The organism is Hydrogenothermus marinus (genome assembly GCF_003688665.1).
Lineage (GTDB): Bacteria > Aquificota > Aquificia > Aquificales > Hydrogenothermaceae > Hydrogenothermus > Hydrogenothermus marinus.
Genome location: NZ_REFO01000012.1, coordinates 153094 through 172401, shown reverse-complemented (window position 1 = coordinate 172401; position 19308 = coordinate 153094). Strand labels below are relative to the sequence as shown.

15 protein-coding genes and 1 other RNA gene are annotated in these 19308 nt (G+C 32.2%); 1 reads left to right on the top strand and 15 read right to left on the bottom strand.

Annotated features, from left to right (window positions below):
- Window positions 1-7: 7 nt before the first annotated feature.
- Window positions 8-1261: a sensor domain-containing diguanylate cyclase gene (locus CLV39_RS05800; RefSeq protein WP_121923293.1), complete on the bottom strand. Its 1254-nt coding sequence runs from the start codon at window positions 1259-1261 to the stop codon at window positions 8-10.
- A complete protein-coding gene (gene leuB / locus CLV39_RS05795) occupies window positions 1258-2331 on the bottom strand; it encodes a 3-isopropylmalate dehydrogenase (RefSeq protein WP_121923292.1) in 1074 nt (357 codons plus the stop codon). The genes CLV39_RS05800 and leuB overlap by 4 nt, the downstream gene beginning before the upstream one ends.
- A 192-nt stretch (window positions 2332-2523) precedes the next feature.
- On the opposite strand from leuB, the gene CLV39_RS05790 reads away from it, so the two are divergent.
- Entirely contained in the window at window positions 2524-3735 is a 1212-nt protein-coding gene (locus CLV39_RS05790) for an argininosuccinate synthase (protein ID WP_121923291.1), read from the top strand.
- Between the two features lie 16 nt (window positions 3736-3751).
- Here CLV39_RS05790 and ssrA read toward each other — a convergent pair.
- The 13 genes from ssrA to CLV39_RS08825 form a co-directional block, all read right to left on the bottom strand.
- Window positions 3752-4103, bottom strand: a transfer-messenger RNA (tmRNA) gene (ssrA, locus tag CLV39_RS05785).
- Window positions 4104-4141: 38 nt separating this feature from the next.
- The gene (locus CLV39_RS05780) at window positions 4142-5161 is read right to left on the bottom strand and encodes a YeiH family protein (RefSeq protein WP_121923290.1); all 1020 of its coding nucleotides are present in this window, start codon (window positions 5159-5161) and stop codon (window positions 4142-4144) included.
- Between the two features lie 161 nt (window positions 5162-5322).
- The gene (locus tag CLV39_RS05775) at window positions 5323-5820 is read right to left on the bottom strand and encodes an SCP2 sterol-binding domain-containing protein (protein WP_121923289.1); all 498 of its coding nucleotides are present in this window, start codon (window positions 5818-5820) and stop codon (window positions 5323-5325) included.
- Between the two features lie 54 nt (window positions 5821-5874).
- Window positions 5875-7134 (bottom strand): OmpP1/FadL family transporter, encoded by a 1260-nt coding sequence (locus CLV39_RS05770; RefSeq protein WP_121923288.1) that lies wholly within the window; start codon window positions 7132-7134, stop codon window positions 5875-5877.
- Window positions 7135-7255: 121 nt separating this feature from the next.
- Window positions 7256-8344, bottom strand: coding sequence for a 4Fe-4S binding protein (locus CLV39_RS05765; protein WP_121923287.1), 1089 nt, complete (start codon window positions 8342-8344; stop codon window positions 7256-7258).
- 1 nt (window position 8345) lies between these two features.
- Complete coding sequence (locus tag CLV39_RS05760; protein ID WP_121923286.1) at window positions 8346-8984, bottom strand: TorD/DmsD family molecular chaperone; 639 nt, start codon at window positions 8982-8984, stop codon at window positions 8346-8348.
- Window positions 8985-9033: 49 nt separating this feature from the next.
- A complete protein-coding gene (locus tag CLV39_RS05755) occupies window positions 9034-12321 on the bottom strand; it encodes a molybdopterin-dependent oxidoreductase (protein WP_121923285.1) in 3288 nt (1095 codons plus the stop codon).
- A gap of 17 nt (window positions 12322-12338) precedes the next feature.
- Window positions 12339-13223 carry an NrfD/PsrC family molybdoenzyme membrane anchor subunit gene (gene nrfD / locus CLV39_RS05750; protein WP_121923284.1) on the bottom strand — a complete coding sequence of 295 codons (885 nt, stop codon included), beginning with the start codon at window positions 13221-13223 and terminating at the stop codon, window positions 12339-12341.
- A gap of 1 nt (window position 13224) precedes the next feature.
- On the bottom strand, window positions 13225-13860 hold the full coding sequence (locus CLV39_RS05745; RefSeq protein WP_121923283.1) for a 4Fe-4S dicluster domain-containing protein: 636 nt from the start codon (window positions 13858-13860) through the stop codon (window positions 13225-13227).
- Between the two features lie 128 nt (window positions 13861-13988).
- Entirely contained in the window at window positions 13989-14444 is a 456-nt protein-coding gene (locus CLV39_RS05740; protein WP_121923282.1) for a hypothetical protein, read from the bottom strand.
- 24 nt (window positions 14445-14468) lie between these two features.
- Complete coding sequence (locus tag CLV39_RS05735) at window positions 14469-15653, bottom strand: c-type cytochrome (protein WP_245960329.1); 1185 nt, start codon at window positions 15651-15653, stop codon at window positions 14469-14471.
- A 46-nt stretch (window positions 15654-15699) separates the two neighbouring features.
- Window positions 15700-16836, bottom strand: a complete 1137-nt coding sequence (locus tag CLV39_RS05730) for a 4Fe-4S dicluster domain-containing protein (RefSeq protein ID WP_121923281.1) — start codon at window positions 16834-16836, stop codon at window positions 15700-15702.
- 18 nt (window positions 16837-16854) lie between these two features.
- On the bottom strand, window positions 16855-19293 hold the full coding sequence (locus CLV39_RS08825) for a molybdopterin dinucleotide binding domain-containing protein (RefSeq protein WP_281271976.1): 2439 nt from the start codon (window positions 19291-19293) through the stop codon (window positions 16855-16857).
- Window positions 19294-19308: the final 15 nt, after the last annotated feature.

Sequence of the window (19308 nt, the reverse complement as noted above, 5' to 3'; positions counted from 1 at the left end):
TTACAAATTATATAATAAATTTGTTTTTTCCAGTTTTTTTAGCTTTATATAGATTTTCATCCGCTTTTTTTATTAATTGTTTAACAGATTCTATATTTTCTTCAAAAGTAGCCCCACCTATACTAACTGTAATTTTTAATTTAATGTCTTCACATACAAATTCTTTAGAAGATACTACATCTCTTATCTTCTCTAAAACCTTTGGTAAATCTTCTTTGTCTAAATATGGAAATAAGATTAAAAACTCTTCTCCACCATATCTAAAAATTAAATCTGATTTTCTTATAACATTTTTTATTTTATTTACTACCTCTTTTAAAATGCAATCACCTATTAAATGTCCATAAGTATCATTTATTTTTTTAAAATCATCTATATCTATCATAGCTATTGAAAATGATGTATTCGCAACTTTAGAAATTGTAAAATGATTTTGCAAGATTATATCCATACTTCTTCTATTTAAAACACCTGTTAAAGGATCAACTTTTGCTTCAAATTCTGCTAATACAGCTGTTGAAAGAGATATTGTATTTATAAGCCTTCCTACATTCTTAATAAGATTAATATAATCTATTAATAAATTTTTAAAACTTCTTTTTTGTATATAAAAATAGATCTCATTTGATATTTCATGTATAAGATCATGTATTTTTTCTATCCTAAGACAGTAATTTTTACCAATTATTAAATCTAAATGTCCTTTTGACAGTTTCTGCCCAAAACTACACTTTCTCGAATTAAGCTCTATTGAAGGCTGAGTTCTTAATTTTTTTATATCTTCTATCAATTTATTTGTCCATATTAGATGATCCAATATATAAGGTTTTAAAATAGATGGATTATCTTCTCCTTTAAATAATCTTAGCTCTTCTCTTATCCAATCTTTATCTTCTTTTAATAACTGGAATAAATAGCCATAAGAAAAAGTATTTTCTATAAAAAGAAAAATATCTTCTAATTTATCTATAAACTCAGATTGTAATTTATCTTTTATTATTACCAATCTTACTCTATCAATAAAATCATAAAAAAAGGAAAAGGGGATATTTTCTTTATAAAAGAAAACACCTACTTTGAAAAACTCCCTTTTTCCATCATCTCTTTTTCCTTTTATCAAAAAGTTAAAACCATTATATATCTCTTTTTTTACTCTTTTTATAAGAAAAGTTTTAAAAATAGCATACATATAATCATCATTTAAGTAATTATTAAAAACCATTTCTAAAGCTTTTTCTACTTTTTTTTCTAAATTCTTCATAATTTTTCAATAATTGCTTGTGCCATTTCATCTGTATTTACTTTTTTAGTACCAGGTTGCCATATATCTGCAGTTCTATATCCATCATTTAATGCTTTTTCGACTGCATCTTGTATATCCTTAGCTGCATCATGCATTTTAAATGTAATATCAAGCATCATAGCAGCAGATAAAATCATTGCAGTTGGATTTGCTATATTTTTACCTGCAATATCAGGTGCTGAACCATGAACAGGCTCATATAAAGCGTATCTTTCTCCAATAGATGCAGAAGGTAGCATTCCAAGGGAACCTGTTAAAGCTCCTGCTTCATCAGATATAATATCTCCAAATAGATTACCTGTAACTATTACATCAAAATCTTTTGGTCTTCTAACAAGTTGCATAGCTGTATTATCAACATACATATGCTCAAGTTCAACATCTTGATAATTCGCCCATACTTTATTTACTACTTCTCTCCATACTGCACTTACTTCAAGAACATTTGCTTTATCTACACTTGTAACCTTTTTTCTCCTTGTTCTTGCAATTTCAAAAGCAAGTTTTGCAATTCTTTCTATTTCATGTTCAGAATATATCATTGTGTTATATCCAACTTTTTCACCATTTCTTTCTTCTATTCCTCTTGGCTCTCCAAAGTATATTCCGCCTGTAAGTTCTCTTATTACTAAAAGATCAACACCTTTTATAAGATTTTCTTTTAAAGGTGAAGCATCTAAAAGAGCGGTATATGCTTTTCCAGGTCTTATATTAGCAAAAAGATCAAGCTCTTTTCTTATTCTTAAAAGTCCTTTTTCTGGTCTTTTATCTGTTGGGAGGTTATCCCATTTTTCTCCACCTACAGCTGCAAGTAAAACTGCATCACTTTCTTTTGCTAATTTTAATGTTTCTTCTGGTAAAGGATCTCCAGTTTCATCTATTGCAGCACCGCCTATAAGCCCTTCTTTAATATCAAACTTAACATCATATTTTTTTTCAATTGCTTTTAAAACTTCTAAAGTTGCTTTTGTAATTTCAGGTCCAATTCCATCACCAGGAAGTACTAAAATTTTGTACTCTTTTTTCAATTTGTTAATCCTCCATTTATTTATTAAATCTTAAATTTTATAATAAATTTAGTGCCTTTTCCATATTTTTATTTTATATTTATTATTCATTTATAGTTGAATATTATTTTATAAATTTTCATGTAAGAAATTACTAATTTAAAAGAAATTCTTGATATAATTTTTTGATTAAATATTTTGGAGGAAAAAATTTTGAAAAAAAGAGTAGTTCTTGCTTATTCTGGAGGTCTTGACACTTCTGTAATAGTTAGATGGTTAACAGATAAAGGATTTGAAGTAATTACATATACTGCTGATGTTGGACAAGGAGAAGAACTGAAAGAAATACCTGAAAAAGCAAAATTAGCAGGAGCTGTTGAAGCTATTGTAGATGATATAAAAGAAGAATTTGCAAAAGATTATTGCATGCCCCTTATGAGAAGCGGTGCATTATATGAAAATAGATATACTCTTTTATCTGCTTTATCAAGACCTTTAATATCAAAAAAATTGGTAGAAATTGCACATAAATATAATGCTAACTATGTAGCTCATGGTTCTACAGGAAAAGGTAATGACCAAGTAAGATTTGAAACATCTGTATGGGCTTTAGATCCAAATATAGAAGTTTTAGCTCCTGTAAGAGATTGGGAATTTAAATCAAGAGATGAAGAGATAGAATATGCAAAAAAACATGGCATTCCTGTAAAAGCAACAAAAGAAAAACCATATTCTTATGATAGAAATTTATGGGGTGTTGCTATAGAAGCAGGTCCTCTTGAAGATATATGGCAAGAGCCACCAGAAGATGCTTTTGAAATAACTGTAAATCCTGAAAATGCACCAGACAAGCCAGAGTATATAGAAATAGAATTCAAAGAAGGATTACCAGTTGCAATAAATGGAAATAAATATGATGAGCTTTGGAAATTAATATGGGATTTAAATGAGATAGTAGGTAAACATGGTGTTGGAAGAATTGATATGGTTGAAAATAGGCTTGTTGGAATAAAAACACGAGAGGTTTATGAATCTCCTGCAGGATTAATATTAATAAAAGCTTATGATGAAATTGAAAGTCTTGTATTGGATAGATTTACATATCATTATAAATTAACTCATATAAGTCAACCTTATGCTGATCTTGTTTATAATGGTCTTTGGTTTTCAAAATTAAGAGAAGCTTTAGACGCATTTACATCAGAAATTTCAAAACTTGTAAATGGAACTGTTAGATTTAAACTTTATAAAGGCTTAGCTACAATTGTTGGAAGAAAATCTCCTAATGGTCTTTATTTTGAAAACTTAGCAACTTATAGCCCTGAAGATGAATTTGATCACAAAGCAGGAGAATACTTTACAAAAGTTTGGGGACTTCCATTAAAGGTTTTCGCAAGAGCTAATAAAAATTTAAAGAATAGTTAGATTGAATTTTTTTATTTGGTGGAGTCGAGGGGAATCGAACCCCTGTCCGAGAACAGCCGTTGCTCGGGCTTTCTACAGGCTTAGCCTGTGCTTTAAATTTCACCTGCAACGACCCCACAGGCAGGGTATTTGCAGGCTATCCCTGTCAAGTTTCGGAAAGAGCTTACAGGGAAATCAGCCCTTTCCTATCCCGTGTATCTGTCGCCCTTCCTAAACCCACGGGCAAGTTTAGGAGGACGTCGCTGCGTTAATTAAGCAGCGAGAGCGATTTCGCGTTCGGGAATTGTTGTTGTTTGGTTTTTTACGGAGTTACCTTCTCCGGCCTGCACACCCGGCGTAACTGTTCCCGTCGAACCCGAATCGACCCCATATTCAGTTAGATTATAAATATATATCAGATTTAGATTTATGCAAGTATTGAACTAATTAGTTTAACACAAATAGCTCCACCGAAAAGTAGGAATAAAAATATTACTGCTGCGGCATATATAGGTTTCATTCCAACGCCTTTTATCTTATTTACATTTGTTTCAAGTCCCATTGCAGCCATAGCTACTGTTAACAAAAATCCATCAATATAATTAATTCCAGAAACAATATTTGACGGAAGAAGATTTAAAGAATTAAAACCAACCATAGCAATAAATCCAAAAACAAAATAAGGTATAGGAATATCTCTAAGTGTTACACCTGTTCCATGAGCTTTATGTTTTTTGGCTAAATAAAAACTTAAAATTAAAAGGAGTGGTGCAAGCATCATAACTCTTGTAAGTTTTGCTATAGTTGCAGTATTTCCTGCAGGTTCTGATATAGCAAAACCAGCTGCTACAACTTGAGCCACTTCATGGACAGTAGCGCCTGTCCATATTCCATATAAAATATCATCAAATCCTGGGAGTAAACCTGCTTTATAAATTACTGGATATAAAAACATAGACGTTGTACCAAATATGGTTACAGTTGCAACTGCCATTGCTGCATGATGCATTTCTGCTTTTACTACAGGAGCAGTTGCTAATACAGCGGAGGCTCCACATATAGAACTACCTGAAGATATTAAATATGCCATCTTATCTTCTAAACCAAACCATTTTCTTGCTATCCAAACCCCAAGTATAAATGTAGAGCTAAGCATTATTGTATCAACTATTAAACCAACTAAACCTACTTCCATAACATTTTGGAATGTTAATCTAAAACCTAAAAATACGATAGCTATTCTTAATATTTTTTTTAATGAAAAAGTAATACCAGGTTTGAAGCTTTCAGGAAATTTTACTAAATTACCAATTACAACGCCCAATAAAATTGCAAGTATTAAAGAACTAAAATGTAATGTTTTTTGCACAAATTCTAAGTTTGCTAAGAACATAGAAATTAAAGCTATTAAAACAGCAACAGAAACTCCTGGGATATATTTAACCATTAAGGAACTCCTTTTATATAGAAAATATAAATATTTAATATATTTTAAAACATCTATATTTTTGTTTTAATAAAAAATATCTATAGATATATAGACATATAAAAAGAAAGAAGCTAGGATAACCCAGCTTAAAGTTTATAAAATTTAGTTTTTAATTAATACTAAGGACATTGATTAGTGTGAGGAACTTTACCTAAGTTTAATAAGAAAGCTTTAAATGGACCCATATTTTGCATAGCTTCCCATTTAGAACCTTTAAATGTCATTTTTGACATTATTCCCATACCCATAAATCCAAACTCACCTCTTGCAAGAGAATTCCAGTTTTCATCAGTTGCATACATTTGAAAGTCAGGGTTTGGATCTACTGCTTTTCCTCCATAAACACAGATAGCTTTTCCATCTTTTGGAATAATATGAACTTCTACTGCTTTTTCAGGTCCCCCGCAATCACTTCTGTAAAACTGAATACTTCTATATTCTTTTCCTTCTTTAATATTCTTAGCCCATTTAGCAAGACCTTCTGTTAGTTCAGGAGTTTTATTCCATAAATCACAAAACTCTTTAGCATATTCTGGAGACATAAATGCTGGTTGTGCAAACGAAAATGAAGCAGTAGCTATTAATGAAAATCCTATAGATAATGCAGTTTTTTTCATATCTCCCTCCAATAGAAAATTGATTAAAGGAGGCTAAAAGCCTCCACTTTTACATTAAAATGACCAATCAAGACCTACACCAATAGAGTCTTGAGAGTTTTTAGCTCCTGCAAGATAATCATTTGGAGCCATATAAGTAGCTGTAGATTCAACTTTTTTCTCAAATGCATGTACATAAGATACATTTAAAGTAAAGTGTTTAGTAAACTGATAGCCTGCACCAAGTGTTATATGATGTTCAGTTATAGCTGGAAATCCAATTAAATTAAACCAAGCTACTTTATAATCTGGGAATGGCTGTGCAAAATCAGGAATATTATTAGAATTTCCCATATTTAAATTACTTCCACTTTTAATTGGAGATTTTCCATAATTATAACCAGCTCTTAATTTTAATTTGTCAATTGTATATTCTCCACCTAATGCAAATACCCATTGATCATCCCATTTAAACTCTTTATATCCTTTAGCACTTGACCAGTTTATCCATCTTATATCAAAACCAACTTTTAAATTATCTAAAGGTTTAGCACCTATACCAATAGCTACTTCTTGAGGCTGTGTTAGTTTTAAATCTTCAAATTGCCTATTACCATCAGAATCAAAAACTTTTTTGTAAGTCATACTTATAGGTGATTGGTAGTTAAATCCTGCATATATCATATCTCCTAATTGATATGCTAAACCTAATTGGAATCCTATTCCATAATCTTGTGAAACTCCTCCTCCTGCATTCCATTTTTTAATTTGATTTGTATTAGGATCTTGATATTGCATTATAGACCCTAAATCTAAAGCTCCATAAGCTAAATCAAGACCAAACCCAATAGAAAGCCCAGGCATTGCTTTATAAGAAATAGCAGGAATTACTCTCATAAACTGTAAATTTGTATGCATATTTGCAAGACGAGGATCCTTATTCCTGTAATCAACACCCATACCAGATACACCAAAAGCACCAATGCCAACTGTTAAACTATCATTAATTTGATTTACAATACCTACTTCTGGGATGACGAATGTATCTGCATCTGATGTTATATAACCACTATCTCCGCCAGAGTCCATACTTCTTCCTTTTACATGAGGCATAAATAAGATTCCGCCAAAACTTACATTAAAACCTTTTTCTGCAGACATCCAAGCAGGGTTTCTAAAAATTGCATCTGTTTTTCCTACTGGCATACCTACACCAATTCCACCCATAGCTCTTGATGCAGGTGATACACCAATCAGGTTGTCTCCATTTGTTGCAAGAGCTGCTGTTGATAATACAGCCGATGCAACTGCTACCGAACCTACCAATTTACGCATTTTTCTTACCTCCAATTACTTAATGTATTTTACATATCTTTTTATATTAAACATATTTTTATTTTATTGTCAAATAGTTTAAACTATTAATATATATATGTTTTTCTAATATTTAATTTTTTTAGTCCCCTATCTTAAGTAAATCTTTTATCTCATCTTCTAATTTTCTACATCTTGGACAGATTGTTGAATCTCCTTTGTATGAAAAAGGAGTCATACATTCTTCACAAGGTATCATTACATGCTCTGCAAGAACTTCCACTTTATTTACAAATGTATCAAACTCTAATTTATCAGCTAAATGTAAACAATCTTCTGGACACATTTCATGGCAAATTCTACATTTTACGCATAAAGCAGGTTCAAATAAGATAGAGAGTTTATTATTTCCTTCTTTTAAAGCACCTGTTGGACACATATGATAACAGATATAACAGTTAGTACATTTTTTATTGTCTATCCATTTTTCAGAAGTAAAAGATATTTTATCTACTTCTAAATATTTATCTTTAAAATCTATGTCTGAGTTCTTTAAAGCATTTATAAAAGCTATCCTTTTGTATGGAACAACCTTTTCTTCTACTAAATTTTTTACTTCTTCTTCATTATTTTCTTCATTTTCTATTGGAATATTAGGAGCTAATGCCCAAAAAGCAAGACCTGCAGTTTGTTTTGTAAATCTTTTTAAGAAACTTCTTCTACTTTCTATTTTCTTTTCTTCTTCTGGTTTTTCATATGCTATTTCTTCAAGTTTTACTCTATTTTCAACACCTAACTGCTCAAGAACATAATTTGCCTCTTTTGCTATATTTTCTATTCTTTCTTTTAAATTTCCTATCTGACAACTACTACAGTGGCCTATATCAAGAATAATATCTGAATTTTTTTCTAAAACAAAAGCAACTAAATACTGACTATCTACTGCAGATACACAAGGAACATTTAATTTACAACTGATTAAATGTTCTTCTGTTTCTATAAATTTTTGGTGAAATTCTTTTAGATCAAAACCTTTTAATGAAAATGCTTCTGTTGGACAAACACCTACACAAGCACCACAAGATATACATTTTTCTTCATTTATTTTAATTTTATCGTTTTCTATATAGAGCACATCTTCTACTGGGCATACATCAATACATTTTTGACAAGAGGAAAATCTATAATAGGTTCTAACACAAGAATATATATCAAAATTTAATCTTGCCATTTTAACTTACCTGAGATTCTAATTTTTCGTTTAAATATTCTAAGTCAGACATTAAAAATTCTAATGTTGCATCTGCAACATCATAATAAAAAGGTGTTTCTGCTATATCCTTTATTGCAAGTAAATAAGGAAGTCCCCAATTTGCAAGATGTTCTTCTAAAAATTTCTTTTGTATTTTTCTATATTCATTAGCTTTTTCTTCATCTTCTCTTGCAATTGCATTTAGTTCATCTTGAATTAGGTTCATCATAAACTCAAGTTCTACACCTATATGATCAGGAGATAAAGCTCTTGTTTTATTTAAGTCTATTGCATAACCATGCTCTCTATAGAAAACGAGGGTTGGATTTGTTATTGTTGGGTTAATATGTCCTTCATCGTTTACAAATACAGATTCATAAGGATATACATTTAAGATAAATAAAGTAGTATAATCAACATTTAAATCTTCTTCTATAAGTTTCATTATATCTTTTTCTTTGAATTTATCCCATTGTTTAGTATTAGGAAAAAGTTCAAGTAAATCTTCATTTTCTTTTATTTTTTGCAAAGTAAAAGGATCTATCTCTTCTATGAAAAGTCTTGATAAAAAACCGTACATATTTATTCTTGCTTGAGTTATATCAATAATATTTTCCATTGTTTTACCTCTTTATTAAATTAAGGAGGCAAAAGCCTCCTTATAAAATTTATCCTTCATGACTTGAATGTCCAGTACCTGGCATTCTATATGAACTATCTGTATGTGGATACCATGGTCTTGGCATCCATTTAGGTCTTCTTAATCCATTTGGTCCTGGAGCTGGTCTTGTAAGTTGGTCTCTCCATGCTTGGAATACTTTAAATGTTGCATCTGTATTTACTACAACATCTCCAATTTTATCATCTGGTCCTGCTTTTTCTATTAATACTTTCTTATGCCAGCACTGCATTCCTGAAAGTGGATCAGGGTTTGGTGGGAATACTGCATTTTGCCATACACCTGTTGTTCCTTTCCACCACACATCTTTAATATCTTTGTTAAATTCTGGATATGGCCATTGTAGGTTTTTGTCTTTATGTTTAATTTCCACTTCTCTTGGAAGAGTTCCTTCTACAGTTCTCATACTCCATGTATTTCCTTGTCTTTGAATATCTACTCTTGTAGAACCAAATGTCATAATTCCAAGAGGTTGATCAAATCCTTCTACATTTACAAAGTTTTTAACTCTCCATCTTCCTTGGTGGTGAGAACAAGCTACAACTCCAGGTCTAACTGCCTGAGTTGGCATTGCCATTCCTACAAAGTATCCTGTTTCTATTCCTGTTAAAGTATCTATTACTCTTAATTTAATAGGATCTCCTCTTTTAATTCCAAGTCTTTTTGCATCACCTTCATATATCCATACAGGGTTATGGTTTTGAGATATTTCCATTAACCATTTTGCATTTACAGATCTTGTGTGAATGTTATAAGGAAGTCTAAATATTGGATTTAAACAGAATGCATTATCTTCTTTCATATATGAATGGTGAACATGAGAGAGTATATGTATCCATTTTCTTCTTTGCTCATCTGTTCTTGGATATATTGGAATTGCATATTCAGGCCATTTAAACTCAACAAGTGTTTTTGAGTAGAACTCAAGATGACCTGTTGGAGTATGGAATCCTTTTACAAATTTACCATCTTTTTTAACTGCTAATATATGTCTTTCAGAGTGATATTCTTTAGCATTATTATGTTTTAAGAATACTGCACCATTTTCATCTATATCACATTCTGAAAGTGGTATCCATTTTCCTTTTACTTTTATTGCATTTTTCACAGGATCATAAGGAACTTCTCTATCCATTACATTATAAACATTTGTTTCTTCTGTCCAAGCACCTCTATCTCTCATATATTCATAAGGAGTAATTCCCATTTTTTCACATATTTTCTTAAGCCCTGGTATTGTGCTAAATGCCGCATTGTACCATTCTTCTACAGTTACAGGTTGTCCTGGATTTTTCTTAGATTCCCAGTATTTTCTAATTCCAAGACTTCCATCTGGATCTATAGCCCATGCAAGATTTATCCAAAACTCATCATCTTCCCAAACTTCACCAAGTCCAGCTTTTTTATGAGCCTCTAATGTTGCTCTTGCAGGATTTTGAGGTTTCCAACCTAATTTCTGTAATGCTACTCTTAATACAGGTTGTCTAAATGCTGTCCATCTTTCAGGTTTTGTTTCTGCTGTTTGATTATCATGTCTTTCACCTGCAAGTCCAACAGGAAGGATATAATCAACAAACCAGCTTGTTTCAGACCATGTTGGAGATAGATGAACTGTTAAACCAAATTTATTTTCATCTGTTAAAGTTTCTATCCATCTAAATCCATCTGGATTTGTCCAAACTGGATTATATATTCTACCAAACCAAACTTCTATTTTATTTGGTATTTTTAACCCTCTTGCTTCCCATTTCTTTCTCCATTCTTCATCAGAAAGTAAATGAGGTAGGATTATACTAAGTTCATAAGATGATATAGGCCATTCTGGAGGCCATAATAACTCACTCCAAGCATCTACAGGTTCAGGTTTATCTGCTAATGTTGAAGCTCCACCATTATTACCTACACCAAGTCCATGCCAGTGGTGCCATCCTGTTCCACCAACTCCTCCGATAGAGCCTGTTAATGCAAGTAAAAAGTTACCTGTTCTTCCTGCCTGCATCCATCCACCACGGTTTCCAGCAGCTTGAGCTCTCCAGAAGTAAGAAGTAATTCTATCTCCTGCCCATAAAATCATTTCATATAGTTTTTCTAATTTTTCAACAGGTACTTTTGTTTCTTCTGCCGCCCATTCAAAAGTATATGGTGCATAAATCTCTTTTAATACAGATATGAAATCATCAAATGTTTCACCTTCAGGTATTTTTGAGATAATACCTTCTTTTTTAAGGAAGTTTAGATAATCTTTATCTTTTATAAATGTTTTCCAGTTAAACCATCTTTCTACAAATTTTCTATTATATTTATCTTCTTGTAATAATCTGCTTGCCATAGCTAAGAATACTGCAGCTTCTGTACCAGGCCATGTAGGTATCCATAAATCTGCCATACCTGCAGAGTTTGAAAGTCTTGGATCCATTACAACTAATTTTGCACCTTTAGCTCTTGCATCTGCTATATAACCTGCGTGCTGTTGATAATAGTGACCTGCATCTGCAGCATGAGAAGAAGATAAGAATATTAATCTTGAATTAGCAAAATCTGGAGAAGTTCTATCATCACCTGACCAAGTTATAGAACCAAGTCTTCCTCCTGAAGAACAGAAGTTGGTATGAGAGTTATGGTAATCTCCACCCCATGACCAAACTACTCTTGGCTGGAATCCATTATAGTTAGGTCTTCCAACATGGTACATTATCATCTTTTTAGCATATTCATTTCCATTTTTAGCTTTTTTAATAACTTCTCTCATTCTTTTTCCGATTGTTTCAAGAGCCTCATCCCATGTTGTTCTTACCCATTTTCCTTCTCCTCTTTTAGAACCTGGAGCTCTTTTAAGTGGGAAAGGAATTCTATCAGGATCATACATCTGAGAAAGAGTTGCATATCCTTTAGCACAATTTCTTCCTCTTGAACCTGTATGGAAAGGGTTTCCCATAAATTTTCTAACTGTAAGATTATCTTTATCTACCCAAGCAGTAAGACCACATGCTGCTTCACAGTTTGAACAAACAGTAGGAATAATCATGTAATTAATAAGCTTTACACCACCTCTTAAAGCTCCTCCCTTTTCTTTCCACACATCTCCTGCAGGTTCTTTCCAATCATTCCACTTATCAAACGGTGGATAATAATCTAAATGTTTTGGTGTAAAAGTTAAATTTGAATTTTCTGATGCTACTGCATCTGTTGAAGCTTTTTCTACTGCTCCTTTTACAAGAGCAGCACCACCTACAGCTGCAGCAACAGTTTTAAGAAAATTTCTTCTTGTTGTCTTCATTTATGCTACCCTCCTAATTAACTTAATGGTAAATATTGTGGAGCAATTAACCAAGCATGTTTTATAAGCCAAAGTCCTACAATTGCACTTAATGCACCTAAGAAAGCATACTGATATTTTTTATTTTCATTTGCTATGCCTACCAATACCATCGGTATTATAAATGTCAAAAACATTCCACCCCAGAAAAATGGAGCAACATCACCAAAAGCAAGTATTTCTATTGTCTTATATGCAAACTCACTATGAATTTTTGCAAAGAAAAGCTCTCCAATAAACATTGCAGCTGCTAATCCTGCACTACCGAAAAGTATATATCCAAGCTCTCTTCTTATTTCTTCTTTTAAAACATTTCCATAAATTGCATCAACTACTAAATAAGCTGCAGAACCAGCTATCATTGCACTTAAAAGCATAGAGATCATTTCAGCAGGAAATACCCAAACTTCTCTTGCCGTAGCTTCTCCCATTATTCCAGCAGTATAAATAGTTGAAAAAAATGCCAAAATAAATCCAGGAATCATAATTCTATCTAAAAGTTTTTTATTTCCAGTTACCCATGACCAAAATGCTATAAGAAGAACAATTACAAAAGCTGAAACTACCCATGCACCTAAGGTAACTGCTGAAGTAAAGTGTGCAAATACAAATATTTTCCAAAATCTAAACATATGGTGTAAATCTAAAACAGTAACTAAAAGAGTAATACCTATAAATATTATTCCAAGTATTGGAAGCCATTTTCTAAAGAAATTATCTTGTTCTGGATATTTTTTTATGAAATAAAGTCCAAGTAAAAATGTTCCTGTTGCTATACTTTTTGCCCACATATTTGTTGAAACAAGCCATCCCCACACTACCTTAGGTAGTGCAACATCAAAAGTTACTTCTGCTCCTAACATTTTAATGCCCTCCTATATGATCTAAAAATTCTACATCTGTAAATAAAGTATATCCTTCAGGTCTTTCTGAAGCTAAAGGATCAAGAGCTACTGTAGAACCTCTTACATAGAAATGCTTAGGATGAGTATTAAGCTCTGGTTTTCTAACCATTACATCTCTGTGTTCTTGTAAGTACTTAGAAATTTCAGATTCAGGATCATCAAGATCTCCAAAGATATTAGCATGAGTTGGACATGCAACAACACAAGCAGGCATCATACCAACTTCTATTCTATGAGCACAGTAAGTACATTTATCAGCAGAGTTTGTAATTGGATCAAGATAGATAGCATTATAAGGACAAGCCATCATACATGAAGCACATCCAATACATCTTTCATGATCAACATTAACAATTCCATTTGGTAGATAGTGAAGAGCTGAAACAGGACAGATTCTTTCACAAGGAGCATTATCACAATGATTACATCTTAAAGGAACAAAATGTCTTTTGGTCTCTGGAAACTCTCCTTGATCTATGTATTTTACTCTGAGCCTCCAGCTGTGCAAAGGAACATTATTTTCGGCCTTACATGATACAGCACAGGCCATACATCCCATGCATCGGCTAAGATCCACTAAAAAACCTAATCTCATTTGGCCATCCTCCTAAAGGTTTGATTATATATTGTCATATATTATCTATATTTAACATATTTTTTTTAATAAAAAAAGGGATACTTTAAAAGTATCCCTTCAAAAATTAATAATTAATTAAAATCAGATTATAAACAACCTTTAAAGAATCCAGGTTTTGGTTTAGGAGTAATGTCTACCTCTTCAAACTTAACTATAGAAATTCCATTTTTTTCACCAACTATTACACCACTTCCATCTAATGTACCACCAAAACCTTCAAGGAGCTCTGAGTATGTAACTCCATCTTTTGTTGGTTTTACGTAGTAATATTCTCCTTCTGTAACATCAAAAACAACTACCTTTGGAGCTGCTGTATATATTTTATCTGCAGGAATTCCTTCAAAAGCTTTATGAGGTGGACATGATGAAAGAACAGAAAATTCTCCAGTTTCTTCAGCTTCTTTAGCACAAGACTCTGCAGTAATTACAGCACTTGTTAAATCAATTTCATTATCTTCATCATCTTCTTCAGCAACTGCAGGATTATAAACAGATATAGCTATTATAGCTAAAAATAAAGCCAATAATTTTTTTAAGCTCATAATATATCACCTCCTAATTAGATCTTACTTAAAATTCTTCCAATTTCTTAAACTTTTCAAGTATGCAACTATGTCATTAATATCTTTTTCAGATAAATGAGAGTATGGAGGCATTTTTGACATTTTTTTACCATCAGGTCCAACTGTATACCAAGTGTACATATCATTATTTGGATAAGCATTAAATTTATCTGGTTTAGCAAATTTATTGTAATGTCTATTTGGATTTAAGTTTCTTATTACAACATCACTTGGGTTTATTATAGATTCTCTTAAATAAGGAGCATTTGCTATTCCACCAATATCAGATAAGTTTGGCGCCATTCCTGGAGGTGCTGTTTGTTGATCATCATATCTATGGCATCCATTACATCCATTTTGTTTCATTAACTGCTTTCCTCTTGCAGGATTTCCTATGCTTTTATAAGGTATTCCCCATGCTACATATTTTAAATATTCTTTATCAAGGCTATAACTTGGAAGTCTTATAAATTTCCATCTTGAAAGAGATTTGTTTCCATCTCTTTCCATATATTTACCATCCCATATAGCAAATGCTATAGGTACAAGACCTGCTTTAAGATTTGAGTTTTCAGTTTTTAAAGGTCTTACAAATACTGCAGTCCAAAGATGTTTTTGTTTATTATATTTCATAGATATATCAGAACCTTCTTCTTTAATCTCTGTTAAAGAACCAAATCCTTCTGAAACAAATACTTTTTGATAATCTCTACCTGCTACAGTTTTTTGGAGATAAACAGTTACTGGATGGTTTTCATCTCCCATTCCAATATAAGGAAGTGTAATTCCTCTTCCAAATTTATTTGGCACTTCAATACTTACACCATCTGCATAGCTATCAGTATTATATTTTGCTTGAGTTGAAGGAGTATTATCTTTCCATTGAACATATACTGCTAAAACTTCATTATTATAAGCAACTTTTACTAAAGCTCTTTGTAAACTTTTTTTAGGAATTAAAGAGTTTGCTTTTTTATCATTTAATCTTACTGAAACTTGAGGATATAGATATACATATTTGCCTGGAACTGTTTTCCATACAGATGATGAAGGATCAGCTGTAAGCTTAGAAGAAACCTTTTTAGCATTTAATACTTCATATTTGTAAAATGCACTATATTCGGAAGCCATAGCTACAGTAGTTAAAGCTGCAAATCCTGATAAGGCAGTTGCAAACCATTTTTTCATTATCGTTGTCCTCCTTAGGTTTTCATAATTTTAAAAGGAGGGGTAATTACCCCTCGTGAGAACTCTCTTTAACATCAAAATATGCTTTTACTTCCATTTTTGGTGTATTCGCACCTTGAACATATCTGTAATCTATTATTTTGAAGAACTCTGTTCCTTTTAATCCTTGTTCTTTTGCTAATTCTTGATAGTAGTTCTCATCAAGTCTAAACATATCTTTGTGATTATAAGCTATAAGGATATCCATTAATTCAGATTCTTCGCCTCTTTTTCTTTTTTCCATTTCAGCTTTTAAAGTTTTAGCTGCTTCATGAACTCCTGGTCCAAATAATTTTTCTAAGAATTCCATAGGTATTCTTTCTGAACCTTCAATAGGAGCTCCACTTTCATCTATTTGAGGAGGTGCAAGTACTGGTGGCACATAGTATACATTAGGTTGTGTTCCAAAATCTGGTCTTAAAGGTAATGCTACTTTATATTTATGAACAAGTTTATAAACTTGTGATTCTTCATCATCTAAGAATCCTACAAATCTAATTCTTCCTACACATTGATGAGCACATGCTGGAGGAAGTCCTCTTTCAATTCTTGGGAAACAGAATATACATTTTTCTGATTTAGAAAGTTTAGGATTGAAATAGATTTTTTTGTAAGGACATCCTGCTATACAGTATCTATATCCTTGACATCTATCAAGGTCAACAAGAACTATACCGTCTTGCTCTCTTTTAAATATTGCATCCCTTGGACAAGCTGCGAGACATCCTGGGTTTGAACAATGATTACATATTCTTGGTAAATAGAAGTAGTATGAGTTTGGCCAATCTCCAGCACCTACATCTTCATCCCAGTTTGGCCCCCATACTGGATCTGAATCAGGTTGTAAAATATCAGTATCAGCATTTCCAAAAAGTTCATCATGGTTATAATCCCAAGGTACTCCATAATCAAGTACCATATCTGGGATTATACCATCTTGAAGGTTTCCATTTTCATCAAATCCACCACCTGCTTCCATCCAGTTTCTTGGATATCCTGCTCCTGGTTGAGTTTCAACATTGTTCCAGTACATATATTCTCTACCATTTCTATTTGTCCATTGAGTCTTACATGCTACTGTACAAGTTTGACAACCTATACATTTATTTAAATCCATTACCATTGCAAGTTGTCTTTTTGACATTTTTTTACCTCCTTAAAATTAAGCTTTTTCTATATCTACTGAAGTAGTATAAGCATGTTGGTTACCATCCCAGTTTCCACCAAATTTAAGATGTCCCCAACCATCTGAAAGTTCCAGGAGGTTGAGTAGATCACCAACTACTGCATTATGGTTTCTATTGAATTTAAACATTAAAGGTTCCCATCCATGCTCTAATAGAATTGCATCCTTAGGAGCTGATGGATAAAGTTTTGCCATTGCATAGAAGTCCCCAAGATCATTAAATACTCTTACTTCATCACCATCTTTAATTCCTTTTTTCTTAGCAATTTCAGGGTTAATCATTACATAAGGTTTTCCTCTTTGAAGTCTAAGTAAGAGTGTAGATGTTTTATATGTAGAGTGAATTGACCATCTTGCGTGAGGAGTCATTAATACAAATGGAAATCTCTTAGGTCTTATAGGATCTTTTGCAGTAGGTACAGCAGCGCCAAGTTCTATCCAAATTGGATGATCTACATAGTAAGTAAGTCTTCCTGATAATGTTTCAAATCTTTCAAACATATATAAGTTATTTTCAAATGAGTTATAAGGTTTATCTGGATAGAGTGGAGAAGATTTTCCTGCTTTTTCGTTTAAAACAAGGAATCCACCTCTTTTTCTCATTGACTCAATAGTATTAGGTTGGAACTGTTCAACATTTTCAAGAGCAAATTCAACTGCATCTTTATCTGTTCTAACTTTTCCATCTTGTGTAAACTCTTTTACAAAGTTTGCAAGGTCTCTATATCCAGTTTTTGAGTGAGTAGGATCTGGTATTTTTATATATTTTTCAGGATTTGGTTCTCCTTTTTTCTTAGCTTCTTCAAATCTTTTGAGGGCAATTTCCTGTAGTTTTTCTGCGATTAATGTACATATTTCCCATTCTGATTTTGATTCTCCAACTGGTTTTAAATTTGCAGGTGGTTGTGCTAAATTTGCAAATCTATGGTATCCAGGGTTTGTTCTTAAGTCCCATACTTCATAATGAGATTTAGCTGGTAAAACTATATCTGCATATTGTGCTGTAGAGTTCATTCTAAAGTCAACATAAGCAAAGAATTTAGCTCTTTCAAGGAATGCTTTTTTATAAGTCATACCTTTATTTCTTCTAAATCTTGAATCTGCAAAAAGTAAAACAGTTTCAAATGTATCCCAGTAAGGTTTTCCATCTTTTTCATGTAAATTTTCTTTCCATTTTTCATCATTTCCAAAGTTGTCAAGTATCTCTCTAACTCTTTTGAAATATTCTTCTTTTGAAAGACCTGTTGCTCTTCTTACATCTTCATCATCATAAAGTTTTTCTGCATCTTCAAGCAAGTTTCCATAAACAAACTCACTTACAAAACCAGATGCAAATCTTTGTTTGTATTTGCCTGCAAATCCAGAAAGTTTACCCATTCCAGATATAGCAACTTCATTTTCTGTTGATAAGCCACCAAATGGTCCAAGTCTTCCTGTTAATCCAGGGATTGAAGCTATAGCTCTATGAGTTAATACACCATTAAAGTATTTTCCAAGGGAGAAACCTACTGTAATTTGAACAACTTTTGGAAGAGCTATATCTCTTGCAAGTTGTTCAACCATTTTTGGATGAACACCTGTTATTTTCCATATTTTTTCTTTGCTAAATTTTCTTGCTTCTTTTTTAAGAAGTTCAAATACTGTTGTTACTTTTATTTTGCTACCATCTTTTAATGTAACTTCCCAAGTTCCTTCAAGAGCTGGATCTATATCCCAAGCTACATCATGAAGTCTTAAAGTTTTTACAGGATTTCCTTCTGTTCCAGGCATAATTGTTAATTTATTTGTTTTTGTATTCCAAGAGAAGAAACAACTTTCTGGTTCAAACTCTCCACCTTCTGCATGATCTTCAAATGTTTTATATACTTCTTCATCAAGCTCAGCAGGTGGATTTTCTACATCTATATCAGAAAGTCTTAATAATTTTTTGTTATCAAGTCTTACTAAGAATGGTAAATCTGTGAAATGTTTTACAAACTCCGGTTTGTATAGTTTATTTTGGATAATTTCATCAATTACAGCCATTGCAAGATGTGCATCATATCCTGCTTTTACAGGAATCCATAAATCAGCGTGTATAGCTGTTGAGTTAAATTCAGGAGATATAACTATTACTTTAGCACCATTATATTTACCTTCCCATACAAAGTGAGCATCAGGGATTCTTGAAGTATTAGGGTTCATTCCCCACCAAACTTGAGTATTAACAGTATAGTAATAATCCCAAGTACATCCTACATTACCTTCACCATAAACAACTGTAACACCCGCAAACATATCACCAACATAAGATGCTATGTATGGTCTTTGTGCTCCAAGCTGTGTTCCAAGTCTTTTACCTGATGCTGCTCTTGCTTCAGTAAGCATTCCTGCACCAACGTGAACATAGAGACCTTCTGGTCCTTTAGTTAACATAGTATTGTAAATATT